The sequence below is a fragment of the Providencia rettgeri genome (assembly GCF_023205015.1).
Lineage (GTDB): Bacteria > Pseudomonadota > Gammaproteobacteria > Enterobacterales > Enterobacteriaceae > Providencia > Providencia rettgeri_E.
This window is the reverse complement of record NZ_CP096258.1, coordinates 4380626-4395952: the sequence shown is the minus strand read 5'-3', so window position 1 is coordinate 4395952 and position 15327 is coordinate 4380626. Positions and strand designations below refer to the sequence as shown.

The 15327-nt window shown below is 40.6% G+C and carries 19 protein-coding genes; 8 read left to right on the top strand and 11 right to left on the bottom strand.

Features of this window, described 5'->3' with window-relative positions; genetic code table 11:
• The 8 genes from M0M83_RS20235 to M0M83_RS20195 all read right to left on the bottom strand — a co-directional run bounded on the left by M0M83_RS20235 (position 1) and on the right by M0M83_RS20195 (position 6487).
• Positions 1-174 carry a DUF4222 domain-containing protein gene (locus tag M0M83_RS20235; protein WP_004265088.1) on the bottom strand — a complete coding sequence of 58 codons (174 nt, stop codon included), beginning with the start codon at positions 172-174 and terminating at the stop codon, positions 1-3.
• Positions 167-1312 (bottom strand): host cell division inhibitor Icd-like protein, encoded by a 1146-nt coding sequence (locus M0M83_RS22050; RefSeq protein ID WP_423811127.1) that lies wholly within the window; start codon positions 1310-1312, stop codon positions 167-169. The genes M0M83_RS20235 and M0M83_RS22050 overlap by 8 nt, the downstream gene beginning before the upstream one ends.
• Positions 1312-2103 (bottom strand): antA/AntB antirepressor family protein, encoded by a 792-nt coding sequence (locus M0M83_RS20220; protein WP_239978470.1) that lies wholly within the window; start codon positions 2101-2103, stop codon positions 1312-1314. Before M0M83_RS20220 ends, M0M83_RS22050 begins: the two co-directional genes overlap by 1 nt.
• Positions 2104-2118: 15 nt before the next feature.
• Positions 2119-2526, bottom strand: a complete 408-nt coding sequence (locus tag M0M83_RS20215; protein ID WP_004265094.1) for a hypothetical protein — start codon at positions 2524-2526, stop codon at positions 2119-2121.
• Complete coding sequence (locus tag M0M83_RS20210) at positions 2526-2762, bottom strand: helix-turn-helix transcriptional regulator (RefSeq protein ID WP_144140339.1); 237 nt, start codon at positions 2760-2762, stop codon at positions 2526-2528. Before M0M83_RS20210 ends, M0M83_RS20215 begins: the two co-directional genes overlap by 1 nt.
• Positions 2763-3508: 746 nt before the next feature.
• Positions 3509-4168, bottom strand: coding sequence for a hypothetical protein (locus M0M83_RS20205; protein WP_222960096.1), 660 nt, complete (start codon positions 4166-4168; stop codon positions 3509-3511).
• Entirely contained in the window at positions 4165-5433 is a 1269-nt protein-coding gene (locus tag M0M83_RS20200; protein WP_248467278.1) for a tyrosine-type recombinase/integrase, read from the bottom strand. Before M0M83_RS20200 ends, M0M83_RS20205 begins: the two co-directional genes overlap by 4 nt.
• Positions 5434-5623: 190 nt before the next feature.
• Positions 5624-6487, bottom strand: a complete 864-nt coding sequence (locus M0M83_RS20195; RefSeq protein ID WP_125895061.1) for a YicC/YloC family endoribonuclease — start codon at positions 6485-6487, stop codon at positions 5624-5626.
• A gap of 123 nt (positions 6488-6610) precedes the next feature.
• Between M0M83_RS20195 and rph the strand changes: the two genes are divergently transcribed.
• Both rph and pyrE read left to right on the top strand, forming a co-directional pair.
• Positions 6611-7324 (top strand): ribonuclease PH, encoded by a 714-nt coding sequence (rph, locus tag M0M83_RS20190; RefSeq protein ID WP_125895059.1) that lies wholly within the window; start codon positions 6611-6613, stop codon positions 7322-7324.
• 112 nt (positions 7325-7436) lie between these two features.
• The gene (pyrE, locus tag M0M83_RS20185; RefSeq protein WP_125895057.1) at positions 7437-8081 is read left to right on the top strand and encodes an orotate phosphoribosyltransferase; all 645 of its coding nucleotides are present in this window, start codon (positions 7437-7439) and stop codon (positions 8079-8081) included.
• A 49-nt stretch (positions 8082-8130) separates the two neighbouring features.
• Here the strand turns inward: pyrE and slmA are convergent, their stop codons facing one another.
• The 3 genes from slmA to coaBC form a co-directional block, all read right to left on the bottom strand.
• Positions 8131-8730, bottom strand: a complete 600-nt coding sequence (slmA, locus tag M0M83_RS20180; RefSeq protein ID WP_004265112.1) for a nucleoid occlusion factor SlmA — start codon at positions 8728-8730, stop codon at positions 8131-8133.
• A gap of 217 nt (positions 8731-8947) precedes the next feature.
• Complete coding sequence (gene dut, locus M0M83_RS20175; protein WP_125895055.1) at positions 8948-9403, bottom strand: dUTP diphosphatase; 456 nt, start codon at positions 9401-9403, stop codon at positions 8948-8950.
• Complete coding sequence (gene coaBC, locus M0M83_RS20170) at positions 9390-10601, bottom strand: bifunctional phosphopantothenoylcysteine decarboxylase/phosphopantothenate--cysteine ligase CoaBC (RefSeq protein ID WP_125895053.1); 1212 nt, start codon at positions 10599-10601, stop codon at positions 9390-9392. The genes dut and coaBC overlap by 14 nt, the downstream gene beginning before the upstream one ends.
• Positions 10602-10784: 183 nt before the next feature.
• Here coaBC and radC point away from each other — a divergent pair, with 183 nt between their 5' ends.
• The 6 genes from radC to rfaP all read left to right on the top strand — a co-directional run bounded on the left by radC (position 10785) and on the right by rfaP (position 15320).
• Positions 10785-11450, top strand: a complete 666-nt coding sequence (gene radC, locus M0M83_RS20165; protein WP_248468475.1) for a RadC family protein — start codon at positions 10785-10787, stop codon at positions 11448-11450.
• A 274-nt stretch (positions 11451-11724) separates the two neighbouring features.
• The gene (gene rpmB / locus M0M83_RS20160; protein WP_004265123.1) at positions 11725-11961 is read left to right on the top strand and encodes a 50S ribosomal protein L28; all 237 of its coding nucleotides are present in this window, start codon (positions 11725-11727) and stop codon (positions 11959-11961) included.
• An 11-nt stretch (positions 11962-11972) separates the two neighbouring features.
• Positions 11973-12140 (top strand): 50S ribosomal protein L33, encoded by a 168-nt coding sequence (gene rpmG / locus M0M83_RS20155; RefSeq protein ID WP_004265124.1) that lies wholly within the window; start codon positions 11973-11975, stop codon positions 12138-12140.
• A gap of 198 nt (positions 12141-12338) precedes the next feature.
• Positions 12339-13403 (top strand): lipopolysaccharide core heptosyltransferase RfaQ, encoded by a 1065-nt coding sequence (gene rfaQ, locus M0M83_RS20150; protein WP_248467277.1) that lies wholly within the window; start codon positions 12339-12341, stop codon positions 13401-13403.
• A gap of 1 nt (position 13404) precedes the next feature.
• Positions 13405-14526 carry a glycosyltransferase family 4 protein gene (locus tag M0M83_RS20145; protein ID WP_248467276.1) on the top strand — a complete coding sequence of 374 codons (1122 nt, stop codon included), beginning with the start codon at positions 13405-13407 and terminating at the stop codon, positions 14524-14526.
• Entirely contained in the window at positions 14523-15320 is a 798-nt protein-coding gene (gene rfaP, locus M0M83_RS20140; protein WP_248467275.1) for a lipopolysaccharide core heptose(I) kinase RfaP, read from the top strand. The genes M0M83_RS20145 and rfaP overlap by 4 nt, the downstream gene beginning before the upstream one ends.
• Positions 15321-15327 lie beyond the last annotated feature (7 nt).

Genomic DNA, 15327 nt, shown 5'->3' with positions numbered 1-15327 from the left:
TTAAGCCCTCCCTGCATAGGTGTATTCGTTGCTGAACTGGCTTAATGGAACAATGACAGGACTATCAAAGCCGTCTCGCTGAAAGGTCACACGGTTGAATTGAACCGATAGAACTTTGACGGTTTCGCCATTATTTTTGTGAGTGTAGAAGTCATTAGGTTGAGGGTTACGCATGAGCCACCTCCTGAGCAGGTAAGCGACCAGCGAATGACAGAATGTAATCACGTACAAGCATCAGTCTTGCATCGTGTTCGTTCGATGCTGTAACAGCAATGCGACAAGGTTTAGCGGTGTAATCGCTACGGTTTAACGCGAGGAATAACCATCTGTACGATTGGTTAGGGGTGAGACTAGTCCGCCCTGTGACGGGTGTGTTATGCTTACTCATAGTTACCTCGATAGCTTCGTTATCGGTGGTGATTAGATGCCCCGTTAGTGTTCCACCACTGCGGGGCATTGTTTTTATATAGCACTTACCTTTATACTGGTTCGCACCATATACATATAAACTATCATAGTGGTTCGAACCAATGCAAGATGAAAAAGACAAAAAACCATACGACCGTGCAAACAGCACAAGAAGAACAATCCGATTTGATGATGATTTGCTCAAACAAATAGACTCAGTTATTGGTAATGAGCCATTTAGTTCATGGGTTAAGACAGCCTGTCGTAACGAGCTGGAAAGATTAGGTGTTAAGCCTAAAAACTGATATTTGCCATACCAGAGAAGTAAGCTAATATTAATATTCTCACTTGCTCGGTATTCAATATCGACGTTTCCAAGGGTAGCCGATTGGCTGCCCTTTTTTATGGACTCCAAAAACTCAATTACTTTGCCTTTTATGGACTGTAAAAACTCAATTCTGCCTTGTGTAGTGACCCCGATTAAACCTTGCAAAATGGCAGATTTCTGCCCTTTACAAAGGTGATTTTTCTCACCTTTAGCAAATGGTGTAAATTCTCCACGTTTTAGATTGGCAAAATGTTTTGCTGATTGATTTCCCGTAAATTTGGGTGATTGATTGGCGTAAATTTTCGCTGATACATCGGCTAAAGTTTTAGCTGATTGCTGAGCCAAAATATTGACCGAGTAACCAGACGAAACTTTGTCTGATTGGTTGCCAGTAATACCGTAGTTTAAAGCTACAGTATTATTAAGGGTGTAAGTTGAACTTACGTTATCACCTGCCAGTAGGGAACCATTCACTTGGTAGGCAATATTCACCCAATCGGGTGTTAATTGATTAATATTTGAACTTTGATACACCGCTTTGGGTGTACCAAACATTTGTGAGTTAATGGCCATCATTAGTTAGCCTCCAAACGCTGAACTAACCAACGTTGCGCCAACTCAGTTAATTGCGTCTTTCTCTGCGCTGTAGGTGTATCTAAGTCAAGGAAAGCACAATTACGAGCCTCTAAGTAGGCCAATAGTTTTAACTGCTCTGTGCTCATGTTATCCCTGACTTCTTTAGATTTGATCCCTTTGTTTTTAGCCCACTTTATCGGGTCAATGCCTAACACTAGCTTATTGATAAAGCGCGATTCATTGCTATATGCAAAGCCTTTCTGGTTATCACCTGTGCGTTCAATATAGCCTTTCATAGCCTCAGCCATGCTTTTATGGTCTTCACAAGCTGCGACGCGGTTTTTACGCCAGTTCTGTATAGCGGCTTTATGTTCTTCAGGAGCGATCCTGCGTAATCGTTCCTCGCATTCAATGAAATAATGACGGGCTAACTTTCCTTGGTCATTGCGCTCAACCATTGATAACTCTTTACCCATGTTGAGGCTGACAATGTAATCATGTTCAAGTTGCTGTCTAAATTTTGCGCTCCCCCGTTTTGGTGAGCTCAAATTTTCTACAACGATATAATCAATATTCTCAACAAAGCCATATTGTTTAATTCGTCCTTTAATCCAACTCGTATAATCACGGCCAACTTTCAGGAATGAGTGTAATTTACGGCTACTTACTGTTTGAATTTCTTTACCGTTAATATTGTTATTAATAACAGGAATTAAATTATCAAAAGTATTAGCCACTTGGTTTTCAGGGTGAGCGAATCCCTGACCCATTACGGTCATTTTATTTTTCATATTGTTATTTCCTTATTATTCGGTAGGGTACTGCGACAAAATTAATTCAGATTGTGATTTCGAAATACCTTCATATCCGCCAGCATTGGCGCGTTGGTTGATGAGGTTAATAACCTTCTGCGCGTCTTTCTGGCTGCGAATGCGATAACGGTAATGTGATCCAATGCCGTCTGGGTTCGGTTCATCGATACGCTCTAAATTAATATTTAATTTGCGCTCCAGTTCTGAGCAGTAATTACGGAAAGAAGATAAGCGACAATATTTCAGGCCGTCATTTTCTGTAATTCCATTTGCACCAGAACCAACAATATAAATAAATCCACGCTGTTTTTTTGGTGTGCGTTTGGTTATAATGGCGGGGCAATTTCCAATATCATTACTGATATCAAAGCCGCCTCCGCAAGGGCGGTTTTTCTTTTCCATTATGCTACCTCTCGCTGTGCTTTTTTAGACTCTACCCAAGCGCGAATCTCAGCAGCGTCAAATACTGACAATCCTTTTTCTAACTCAAATGATTTAGGGAGCTTTCCAGCCTTCTCCCAGCGATTAAGTGTCGCATCTGATATGCCTAAAAAATCAGCAGTATGGCGTTTCCTTGCATTACCACTGACAGGGTAAGGCGTATTATTTTTTAATCTTGGTTTACGTTGCTGCGTCATGCTATGCCTAGCCTCCTTTTGGTATGATGAGGCTATTCTAGTGATCAAATATCTATCAATCTATGGATAATGGAATCTATTAAAAGAAATCAAAAATCTATTAAGTAAACAGATTCTATTAAGAAATGTGCACTAGCTAAATTAAGGGTCTATGATGTGAAAATACAGTGTATTCCTTTGATTTTTTATAGTTAATTGGTCTAATTGCTATTTTCTTAACTTGTTGATTTTGTTTCTCTTTGTTCTTTGGTTTATCTCGGTTGTGCTTAACTGTTTCTCCTCGATAGCTACTTAGTAACAAGATCAAATAGTTAACAGGACAGTGAATGAACCTGAATGCTTATGAACGCTGGTGGATATCTATGAACCCCTATGGAATCCTTGTTATGCTAGCTTATGGAGGATTTTAGTTCTAACTAGCTCTAGCTAGTTTTAACTGGCTTTAGTTATCATTGACTATAATTCGCTTGAATCTATTTAAGTGCGTATAGCGTTGTTTAGTGTCGTTTAGTGTCGTTTAGTGTTGTTTAGTGCTCTTTAGTACCCTTTAACGTCGTTTAGTGTTATTTAAAGTCGTTTAAAGTCGTTTAAAGTTGTTGGAAGTTATGCAATTTATGTCAATTTTTGCATTTTGTGACAAAAAATCATGAGCTGATTTGATTAGGGAAAGGAAAAACTTAGTAAACTTTAGGAAAACTTAGCAAAAGAACGAAAAGTAATTACTTCTTTTGCTAAGTTTGGAGTGATTAGTCATGGATTGCCTGTAATGCGCTATTCACTTTGTTATAAAATGTTGCTTTAGCCAATCCTGTCATTGTTGCTTCTTCTGCTTGTACCACTTTCAAAATATCAGCGTATATTTCTGATATCTTAGGTTTCTCTGGCGACCCGTATTTATTTGATTTTGAAATAAGTAGTTTTAAGGTCAGCCCAAGAATCTTATTTGTACCATTCTGCTCAACTTCTTTCCTGTGTGCCCCTCGCCCTGTTTTTCTGTGCTCGCTAACAATGTTTAACAATTCATCGCCACCAAAAGCGCGCATATAGTCTTCCCACTTGTTAGAGTAAACAAAATATTGGACAGATGAAGTTATTTTGTCTGCTATAGCTTCTGGTGTATTTTCATTTATATATCTATATGCTGAGGCTAAGATTAGCTCCATGTAGCATTCAGTTGATGGATGAAAACTCATATTCTTATAGTGGCTTGATAATGAGTTAAGGCATCTTTTCATGTATAAGCGAACTTCCTTTACAAAGGGGGTCATATCCTCAGGTATATCTTTAACCGCAGTGAATGGCGGAAGCCCAAACACGACCAATGATACTTCATTGATAGTTGATGAGCTTTGCATTAAAAATCGCTCAAATACATCAGATTTGAGAATGCTTTTAGTGCTAATCATTTTTCAATTCTCCATTGCGTCATTGGAATCACGTTGTAATCCTCGCCTTTCTCTAACGCGACTATCAAATCACACCATTGAGTTAATGCGGCTTTGCGCTCATCAAAATAATCATGCCTATTATAAATGCCCTCAACTCCTTTTATGCGGTGATTTAGACAACGTTCAGCAACAAATGGATCTACGCCTAAAGCTGCTAAATGCGTCCGTCCTGTGCGCCTAAAATCATGAATGGTGAAGTTAGGCATATCATGTGGCAGCACGTGCCTAACTTTAGATAAAGCAACGGGTAGTGTGGATTCTTGAATATGAGGGATCATCTTAGTTTGCATTTTCCTAGCTGGCAGAACGTATTGGCTATTGCATGCCATAGACTTTAGTTCCATAAACCATTCAATTACGGTAGGGCATAGAGGGATATCTATAGCATCTCCGTTTTTGCTACGTTCCGCAGGGAAATGCCAAACAGCGTTATCAAAGTCGAACTCCTCCCAACGAGCAGCGCATAATTCCATTTTTCTTAAACACAAAGCTAGAAGTATTTTGAAGCTGATTTCATTTTGGCGGCTTATTGCTGAGGTTCTAAATGCCCTTAAAACTAAAATCAATTCCTCTCTGGTTAGCCATCTATCACGAGAGACTTCTTTTCCGCCAGCATCAGCAACCTCAAAAGCAGAGCAGGGGTTAATTTCTATCATCTGTCTCTTAATACCATAATCGAACATACGTCTAACCCATCGTAAGACATCAGTAGCGATAGTCGGTGCGCCTCTATCTACAATGCTTTTGAGCATTTCATCAATATGGCGAGGTTTGACTTCTTCAATTTTCATGTGGCCAATGCGAGGGTTAATATCTTTATCTATTCGCCTACGTAAGATATCAGGGTGCTTCCAGCGAGGTAATATTTGACGCTCAAAATATTCTGCCGCAAGTTCAGAAACCTTGATTGCGTTTTTTTCAGCTTCAATTTTTGCTAACGCTTCCGCTTTACGTTCCTGTTTTTCCATAGCAACGTCATAGCCTAAAGATACACGAGCAGATAGCTCTCTAGTTAGCTCTCTAGCTTTGGCTAATGATAGGTCGGAATATGAACCTAAATTCATTGTTCTGGACTTTCCAGACAGTTTATATCTGAAACGCCATGAGGGAATTTTGTCATTTTGTCTAAAGCGCAGATATAGGCCATTGCCGTCCGACTTTCCTTCGAATCGTTCGCCTGATTTTATCCACGCCCTAATCTCTTTATCTGTGAGCTTAGGCATTTTCGCAATTTCCAATGTAAAAATAAGGGGTGTACCCAAAATGGTTTTATGAAAGTGCTATGGGTACACCTTTGGGTACACGCTAATCATGCGCTATTGTGCTTCACTCTGCAATCCTCTGATAATAAAAAAGCCAGCGAATACAGTGTATCGGCTGGCTTGGTGATTCGCTCTGAAATGCTGAGAAAGGTTATTCGATGTTCTGAATTTGTTCTCTCATTTGTTCGATTAATACTTTGAGCTCAACGGCTGAAGTTGTGACTTCGCTATTAATTGATTTTGACGCTAACGTATTTGCTTCACGGTTAAATTCTTGCATCATAAAGTCAAGACGGCGGCCAGTTGCCTCTTTTTTCTTCAAGATGTTACGTGTTTCTTTAACGTGTGCTTCTAAGCGATCTAATTCTTCTGCAACATCAATACGTTGTGCTAATAGAATAAGTTCCTGTTCCAAGCGACTGTTATCCACTTGAATGTCAGCTTCTTCTAACTTATTTTGTAAGCGTTCACGTTGCCATTGTAAAATTTCTGGCATGTGTTGACGTACTTTTGCGACTTCAACTAAGACGCCATCAAGACGCTGTTCAATGAGCGCATGTAATGATGCCCCTTCAGCTTCACGGCTTTGAATGAAAGCATCAATTGTTTCATCTAACCCTGCCATTAATTGTTCGCTGATGACATCTAAATCTTGTTCGCCAGCTGACATTACTCCGGGCCAACGCAAAATTTCTAATGGGTTGATTTCACCTTCATGGCTGTAATTTTTAACCCAATTCGCTGCACTGATTAACTGGCGTGCTAATTGTTCATTTAGGATTAATTCACTACGGTTTGCACCGTCTAACTCAAAGCGTAAATTACACTCCACCTTTCCACGTGTCAGGCGAGAACGCAGGCGCTCACGGATCACGGGCTCAAGGCTTCTAAATTGCTCAGGTAAGCGAATATACGTTTCTAAATAACGTTGGTTCACGGAACGCAGCTCCCAGGCCGCATTCCCCCATTCACCCTTGATGTCCCGACGGGCAAAAGCGGTCATACTACGGATCATAATTCGTTCCCATTATCGTAAAGATTTAGGGGATTATAACGCTATGCAGGATGACAGGATAGGCATTATCGTTTGAACAACGTATAATGCGTCCCAATTTGAGTTGATAATGGAGATAACACCATGCGCCCAGCAGATAGACAAGCAGACCAAATGCGCCCGATTACCATCACGCGCAATTATACTAAGCATGCAGAAGGCTCTGTTCTTATTGAGTTTGGCGACACGAAGGTGTTATGTAATGCAACTGTTGAAGAAGGTGTTCCCCGCTTTTTAAAAGGGCAGGGGCAAGGTTGGGTTACCGCGGAATACGGCATGTTACCGCGCGCAACAAATTCACGTAATCAGCGTGAAGCTGCGCGAGGCAAACAGACGGGTCGCACGATGGAAATCCAACGGTTAATTGCACGTTCTTTGCGTGCTGCGGTTGATCTTAAAAAATTAGGTGAGTACACCATTACTTTAGACTGTGATGTGATCCAAGCGGATGGCGGCACGCGTACAGCAGCAATTTCTGGTGCATGCGTGGCATTAGTTGATGCACTGAATAGCATGGTTGAGCAAGGTAAAATTGCAAAAAGCCCACTAAAATCAATGGTCGCTGCCGTTTCTGTTGGAATTGTTAATCAAGACGCTCTATGTGATCTTGAATATGTTGAAGATTCTGCAGCTGAAACGGATATGAATGTTGTCATGATGGATGATGGCCGAATGATTGAAGTGCAGGGCACAGCAGAAGGCGAACCGTTTAGTCATGAAGAGCTATTGGCTCTATTAGCGTTAGCTAAAACCGGTTTAAATACCATTTTTGAAGCTCAGCGAGAAGCGCTGAAGTAAGTTAATCATTAATTAGGCGGCTGAAAAGTCGCCTTTTTTATGCCTGCTGGTTCATCAATCAATTAGCCAGCCTTGAATATAGATAAATAATCATCAACGAGGAGAATGACCAATGAAAGCCTATCAGCGCGATTTTATCGAACTTGCCATGAAAAAACAGGTACTTAAATTTGGTGAGTTTACGCTGAAATCAGGTCGTAAAAGCCCTTACTTTTTTAATGCAGGGCTATTTAATACAGGGCGTGATCTGGCACTTGTCGGTCGTTTTTATGCACAAGCATTACAAGACAGCGCAATCGAGTGTGATGTCATTTTCGGCCCTGCGTATAAAGGGATCCCAATTGCAACGACGACAGCAGTAGCTCTTTCTGAACATCATGACATCGATATGCCATATTGCTTCAATCGCAAAGAAGCTAAAGACCATGGTGAAGGTGGTGTGTTAGTTGGGAGTCCTTTGCAAGGGCGTGTTGTGGTTGTGGATGATGTGATTACTGCTGGGACGGCAATTCGTGAATCAATGGAAATTATTAAACAACAACAAGCTACATTGAATGGTGTCCTGCTATGCCTCGACCGTCAAGAAAAAGGTAAGGGTGAAATTTCAGCAGTGCAAGAGGTTGAGCGTGATTATGGCTGTAAAGTTTACTCAATTATTACCATGAGCGATTTAATCACCTATCTTGCTGAAAAGGACGGTATGCAGGAACATTTAGCGGCTATGAAGGCTTATCGCGAACAATACGGAATTGAGTAAAAAAAGCCCTCGCCCAATGATGGGCGGGGTGAGTAGTATAAATAATCGGTTATTGTAACTGAGCTAGAATTAAAGGCCAGCGCGATTCAAACTCGACGGTTGGCCGATAACGAAACTCAGAACGCACAAAACGAGAGAGCATCCCTTCACAAAAGGCTAATAATTGAGAAGCAAGCAGTGACTCATCATGAATAAACCCATGGCCATCACGTATTTTTTTCTCTTTTAGCACTTGGCGTAATTGTGATTCTATACGTTCAAATAATTGATTAATACGATCTTGCAGCCTATCTTGCTCAAACATCAGAGCATGGCCAGTCATGATTCGCGTTAGCCCTGGGTTTTTCTCGGAAAAACCCAGTATTAGGGCAAGTATTAGTTTAATTCTAATTATCGTATCTTTTTCATCACTTAAAATTAGATTAATGCGCGAAACCAATGAGTCTTCAATAAACCCAATGAGGCTATCGAACATTTTCATTTTGCTTGGAAAATGACGATACAGCGCGGCCTCTGATACACCAACCGTAGCAGCAAGTTTTGCTGTTGTGATACGTTGGCTACCATCACTACTTTCTAACATTAGCGCAAGAGCCTGTAAAATCTCATCACGCCTGTTACGTTTTTGTGTTGTCGCTTTTTCTGCCATGCCTAATAAGACCCCTGCTAAAACAGCAAAACAAACTATCCAAAATTTTGCTCTTAGTAAAGAGGCTTACGAAGCAAAATGGATTTAAAAAATATTTAAAATGTAAGTAATGTTGAGCAAGCTTCCTGAAAGAAAATATGCGGCTGATTATTTTTATTCATAAAGATAGAACCTAATTCAGGTTCTATCTAGCATATTCGTTATCAGGATATTCTATTTATTGACGGCCAGAGTGACCGAAACCACCAGCCCCACGCTCTGTTGCGTCAAAATCATCAACAATATTAAATTCAGCTTGAACAACTGGGACAAACACCATTTGCGCCATACGCTCACCAGGCTCAACGGTAAAAGCTTTGTCACTGCGGTTCCAGACTGACACCATGAGTTGGCCTTGGTAATCCGAATCAATGAGACCAACTAGATTGCCAAGTACAACACCATGTTTATGACCTAAACCGGAACGAGGTAAGATGACAGCAGCAAGACTTTCATCAGCAATGTGAATAGCTAAACCTGTTGGAATAAGCTCTGTTTGACCTGGCGCCAAATCAATTGGTGCATCAATGCATGCACGTAAATCTAAACCAGCAGAACCGGTGGTGGCATAGGCTGGTAGAGGAAATTCATTACCGATGCGGCTATCAAGGATTTTTAGGTCAATTTTTTTCATAACGTTGAAGTATCTCGTCAAGTAAATAGTGGCTTAATTCATTTTTATTACAGTGAGGCAAACGGGTATCACCGTTGGCATCAAAAAGGTGTAATGCATTGTTATCGCTATTAAATCCGTTATCTGCTAGTGATACATCATTGGCACAAATAAGGTCGAGTTGTTTTTGTTGTCGTTTTTGGCGTGCATATTCTTCCACATTTTGGGTTTCAGCTGCAAATCCAACAACATATGGCCTATTGTGCCTTAGATTTCCAACACTTGCGACGATGTCTGGGTTTTTGATAAGTGTAATCGAAACTTCATCACCTTGTTTTTTTATTTTATTTTCAGCAATGTTTTTTGCTCGATAATCTGCAACTGCAGCGCAACCAATAAAAATATTTTGCGTTGAAATCGTTTTATGGACTTGCTCATACATTTCTAATCCACTAATGACATCAACCCGGTTAACCCCTTCAGGTGTTTCAATATTTACAGGTCCCGCAATTAAAGTGACTTCGGCTCCACGTTGGCTAGCAGCCTTAGCAATGGCAAACCCCATCTTTCCTGAACTATGGTTACTGATAAAACGAACAGGGTCGAGTGCTTCCCGTGTTGGGCCTGCAGTGATCATTAATTTGATGCCTTGTAAGTCGAGTTTAGGGGTAAAAAACTCACTGGTTAGACGAACAATTTCTAGTGGGTCAATCATGCGACCAGGACCAATATCACCACAAGCTTGGCTACCTGCGTCTGGCCCCCAAATCATACATTGGCGTTGTTGCAATTTGATTAAGTTTTCTTGTGTTGCTTTTGCTTTGTACATTTGTTGGTTCATTGCTGGCACAAGTGCAACCGGTGCCGCGGATGCAAGGCAAACCGTTGTGAGTAAATCATTTGCCATTCCTGCACTGAGGCGAGCAATTAAATCCGCGGTCGCTGGCGCAAGAATAATGATATCCGCCCATTTCGCGAGTTCAATATGGCCCATTGCAGCCTCTGCGGCTGGGTCGAGTAGGTCATCGGAAACAGGGTGTCCTGAAACGGCTTGTAAGGTTAAAGGCGTAATAAAGGCTTTTGCACCTTCAGTCATGACAATACGCACAATTGCCCCTTTATCGCGCAAACGGCGGGTGAGTTCAGGGATCTTATAAGCGGCAATGCCCCCACTGATACCAATAACTATCTGCTTACCTAATAGTGATAGTTGATTCATTATTTTTATCCAATACGGTCAACATGGGAGGCATATTACCACAGAGAAGCTAGAGGTGGCGCGCTCGATTTTTCGTCACAGTACTATTTTTGCGAAACGCTACGCAAACCCATATGTGAGGGGTTGCGAATGTTTTTTAGGCTAGATAAAAAAGGTGAAAGGGATTTAGGGACACAGAATATGATGAGTGAACATCTAGACTTACCACCAAGAGAAAAGCTACTTGCATACGGCGCGGCTGCGTTATCTGATGCTGAGCTACTCGCTATTTTTTTGCGTACAGGGAGCCAAGGTGAACCTGTTTTGCAGCTTGCGAAGCGTTTAATACAGGAGTTTGGTTCAGTCTATTTGCTTTTACAAGCAGATTACGAAAAACTAAAACAATGTAAAGGAATGGGGAGCTGTAAATTTACCCAATTGCAGGCTGTCAGTGAGTTGGCTCGCCGTTTTTTCTCTGAACAGTTTTTACATGAAGATGTGATGACTGGGCCTGAGCAATTGAAAGCAAAGTTGCTGGATTTATTCGCAGGGCAAGAGCGCGAAGTCTTTATCGTGATATTTTTAAATAATAAAAATCAGATTATTTGTCATGAGGAATTGTTTAAGGGTACTTTGAACAAAGTTGAAGTTCACCCCAGAGAAATCATTCGCTTTGCCATAAAAATGAATGCAAATGGGATTATACTTGCCCATAATCATCCATCTGGTAACCCAGAACCCAGCACCGCAGATAGGCAGGTGACAGAACGGATCCAGCGTGCTTGCGTTATTATGGGGATTAAACTACTTGACCATTTTGTTGTCGGGCATAAGCAATGTGTATCATTTGCAGAGCGAGGATGGTTATAAAATTATTTTTTTGTCTAAAAAATGACAACTTTCTTTGCGTTGGGCTTGAGTGAAAACGATGTAAAGCGTATACTACGCCACCTTTAAGGATCTTGGGTTTGGCGAGAAGGGCCTATCTCAGTAAATTTTTACGTTTTAGTAAAGTAAATCTTTATTTAGGTATCAACGGTTTTTTCAGTCAATGAAAGTTTGCTGAGATGGGCTCCTAAGCCTGACGAGGCGGCCATACCCAGAACAAAAAAGCTCGAGCTGATTAGATTTTTGGAGAATAGACATGTCACGAGTCTGCCAAGTTACTGGCAAGCGTCCAATGAGCGGTAACAACCGTTCACACGCATTAAACGCGACCAAACGTCGTTTTTTGCCAAACCTGCACTCTCACCGTTTCTGGGTTGAGTCTGAGAAACGTTTCGTAACACTGCGTGTATCTGCTAAAGGTATGCGTGTTATCGATAAAAAGGGTATTGATGCTGTTCTTGCTGAACTGCGTACCCGTGGTGAGAAGTACTAAGGAGCTAAAAAATGGCTAAAGGTATTCGCGAGAAAATCAAGCTAGTCTCTTCTGAAGGTACAGGTCATTTCTATACCACTACGAAGAACAAGCGCACAATGCCAGAAAAACTGGAACTGAAAAAATTCGATCCAGTTGTTCGTAAGCATGTGATCTACAAAGAAGCAAAAATCAAATAATTTTGCTTTCTGCGTTAAAAACTCAGCTTCGGCTGGGTTTTTTTTTACTCAAAATTTGGGTTGTCACTGATATGTGCATTCGACGCTATGACCATTATTATGAAAGTAGTAACATAGTAAGTATTCATTGAATTAATAATGATATTTGTTGTCGAATGACTATTGTCTTTTACATATAGACTTGATTAAGAGTGCCTGGTGAAAAAACAGTTTAAAAAAATTCTTGTGATCAAGATGAGGTTTCATGGGGACATGTTGCTGACAACACCAGTTATCAGCTCATTGAAACACCAATATCCTGATGCTGAAATTGATGTTTTGCTTTATCAGGATACAATCCCCATTCTCTCTGAAAATGCTGAAATTAACACGTTGTACGGTATGTCAGGGAAAAAAAATAGTGGGCTGAGTAAAGCCTGTAATTTTATTAAGTTACTGCTAAAGCTGCGTCAAAATAAATATGATTTAGTTGTTAATCTAGCAGACCAATGGATGGTGAGCGTATTAGTTCGGGCTATTCCTGCTAGCACAAAAATTTCCCATCAGTTTGCCCATCGTGACTCTAAATATTGGCGTGAAAGTTTTACGCATCTGACAGAACCTGAAGGCGAACATGTTGTTCTAAATAACTTATCAGTACTCAAGCCGTTAGAAATAAAAGAACTAAAGACACATTTAACGATGGCTTATTCAAAGCAGGACTGGAAAAATATTGATGAAAAGCTGTTAAGACTGGGTGTTCATAGCAGTTATGTCGTTATTCAACCAACAGCACGCCAAGCTTTTAAGTGTTGGGATAATGAAAAATTTTCAGCCGTCATTGATGCATTGCAATCTCGTGGCTATCAAGTAGTTTTAACTTCGGGGCCGAGCAAAGAGGATTTAGAATGTATCAATGAGATTGCAAATGGCTGCCAAACAAAGCCTGTTACTGAACTTGCAGGGAAAACCTCATTTCCTGAATTAGGCGCATTGATTGCTCATGCCGCTTTATTTATTGGCGTTGATTCTGCACCAATGCACATTGCCGCAGCAGCCAACACACCTATAGTATGCCTTTTCGGTGCGACAAATCATGTTTTCTGGCGACCTTGGAGTGATAATGTAGTTCAATTTTGGGCGGGTGATTATGAAACTATGCCACCGAGAGAAGAGCTAGATCGCGATAAAAAGTATTTATCCATTATTCCAGCTTCTGATGTAATTAAAGCAACAGAGAAAATGTTGCCGATGAATATTCGCTCTATGATGACAAGGTATTAACATGAATCTGGCATTTTGCTTATATAAATACTTTCCGTTTGGTGGGTTACAGCGGGATTTCCTACGTATTGCAACCGAATGCCAGTCACGTGGGCATCACGTACGTGTCTATACCCAATCATGGGATGGTGATAAGCCTAGCGGCTTTGAAATTATTATCGTGCCGGTGACATCAAAAACGAATCATGGGCGAAATGCACAATATTGTGACTGGGTGTTGGCTCATTTAAAACAGCATCCTGCAGAGCGGATAATTGGTTTCAATAAAATGCCAGGGCTGGATGTTTATTATGCCGCTGATGTCTGTTATGCACAAAAAGTCGCTGAAGAAAAAGGGTTTTTGTATAAGCTGACGCCTCGCTATAAACACTATGCTGCATTTGAAAAAGCTGTTTTTGCAGTGGGGAAACCGACACAGCTATTAATGTTAACGCCACATCAAATTAGTCATTTTAAAAAGCATTATGGAACTGAAAATGAGCGTTTTCATATGTTACCTCCCGGTATTGCCCAAGATAGAAAATATGATAAACAAATTGCCGACGCCAAAAGAATTTATCGTGAAAAAAATCAAATACCTGAGTCAGCATTTTTAGTCTTACAGGTGGGTTCTGACTTCAAACGCAAAGGTGTTGACCGGACCATAAAAGCCATTGCGGCATTGCCCGAAGACATTAAGAAAAACACGTTATTGATGGTAGTTGGCCAAGATAAATCGGTGAAATACCAACAGTTAGCGAAAACGCTAGGAATTGGCTCACAAGTCTCTTTCTTTAGCGGACGTAATGATATTGCAGAATTAATGGCAGCAGCCGATATATTAATGCATCCGGCTTATCAAGAAGCAGCGGGTATTGTGTTATTAGAGGCGATTACTGCGGGTCTACCCATTATTGTCACAGAAGTGTGTGGGTATGCTACATTTATCAGCCAAGCTCAATGCGGTATTGTGATAAGCGAACCCTTTGAGCAAACCGCTTTAAACTTGGCTTTAGAAAATAGCTTAAAAAATCCGGCTAAATTAGCGCAATGGGCAAGTAATGCGCGACATTTTGCGGATACAGAAGATTTGTATAGTTTACCAGAAAAAGCCGCAGATATTATTTTAGGGGGAAACAAATGATTGAGTTAAAAACCCCTTTTAATGAATTGTGGAAAAACAAAGATCCTTTTATCGAGACAGATAAGTTACAAGGTGAAGTTTTTCGTGCGTTAGAGACGCGTAAAACGCTACGTTTTGAACTTGAAGGGCGCAGCTATTTTATAAAAATTCATTATGGGACTACACTGAAAGAAGTCCTTAAAAACTTATTATCTTTTCGGTTGCCTGTATTAGGGGCGGATAGAGAGTGGAATGCTATTCATCGGCTTACTCAAGTGGGAGTTGATACGATGAATGGCCGAGCTTTCGGGCAAAAAGGGATTAACCCTCTTCGTCGTCACTCCTTTATTATTACTGAAGATTTAACCCCGACGGTGAGTTTGGAAGATTATTGTGCAAATTGGCTAGATAACTCGCCAATGTTTAGCACTAAGCAAATGATTATTCGTCGAGTCGCGCAGATGGTGCGTAAAATGCACGCGACGGGTATTAACCATCGTGATTGTTATATTTGCCATTTTTTACTACATTTGCCATTTACGGGAAATGAAGAAGAGTTAAAAATATCGGTGATTGACTTACACCGCGCACAAATCAGGAATTCTGTTCCAACTCGCTGGCGAAATAAAGACTTAATTGGTTTATATTATTCATCATTAAATATTGGACTCACTCAGCGTGATATTTTTCGTTTTATGAAGATCTATTTTGGCTTATCGCTACGAGATATCTTACAACAGGAAGCACCATTGATCGCTAAAGCGGAAAGTAAAGCAGCACAAATTAAAGAGCGTACAATTAGAAAGTCATTGTGAGTCAAGA